Annotated in this window: 1 pseudogene; it reads left to right on the top strand. The window is 40.6% G+C overall.

The features are described 5' to 3' along the window. Positions 1 to 498 (top strand): annotated as a pseudogene (locus AC3WLU_RS26760) (transposase); the annotation flags it as partial. Positions 499 to 584 lie beyond the last annotated feature (86 nt).

Genomic DNA, 584 nt, shown 5'->3' with positions numbered 1-584 from the left:
CTGGTGCCGGCGAATCATTTGGTTCGTAAAATGGAGGCTTCCATTGACTTCACTTTCATTTATGATTTGGTGATAGACATGAAATCAGAGGTAGGACGCCCAAGTATTGATCCAGTTATTTTAGTTAAACTGACATTCATTCAATAAACCTTCGGTATTCGTTCCATGCGTAAAACGATTGAAGAAGTTGAAACAAATATGGCTTACTGTTGGTTCTTAGGCTATGGTTTCCATGATAAAGTACCTCCTACTCCAAGTTCGGGAAAAATTTGAACGACGCTTTAAAGATACAGACCTGTAACAAAACAGTTTGCCTATTCATTCCATGCGGCCGCAGACCGCAACGGTTTTGTACTGGGAACGATTGTAACACCTGGTAATACACATGACAGTCATATTTTGGAGCCACATGTTGAGCAAGTGATTTAGAAAGTTAGAAAACCAGAAGCAGTTGCCGCAGATGCAGCTTATAAAACACCAGCGATTATAAGCTACCTCCATCAAGAGGTAAAACCTATATATGCGAAACGCAAAGAAACGATTGAGCGTGTATTCGCAGATGCAAAAGAAAAGCATGGTATGCG

It is taken from the genome of Peribacillus sp. FW305-BF15, assembly GCF_058783805.1.
Note: the sequence above shows the minus strand (reverse complement) of the source record. Positions and strands in the feature narration are given on the sequence as shown.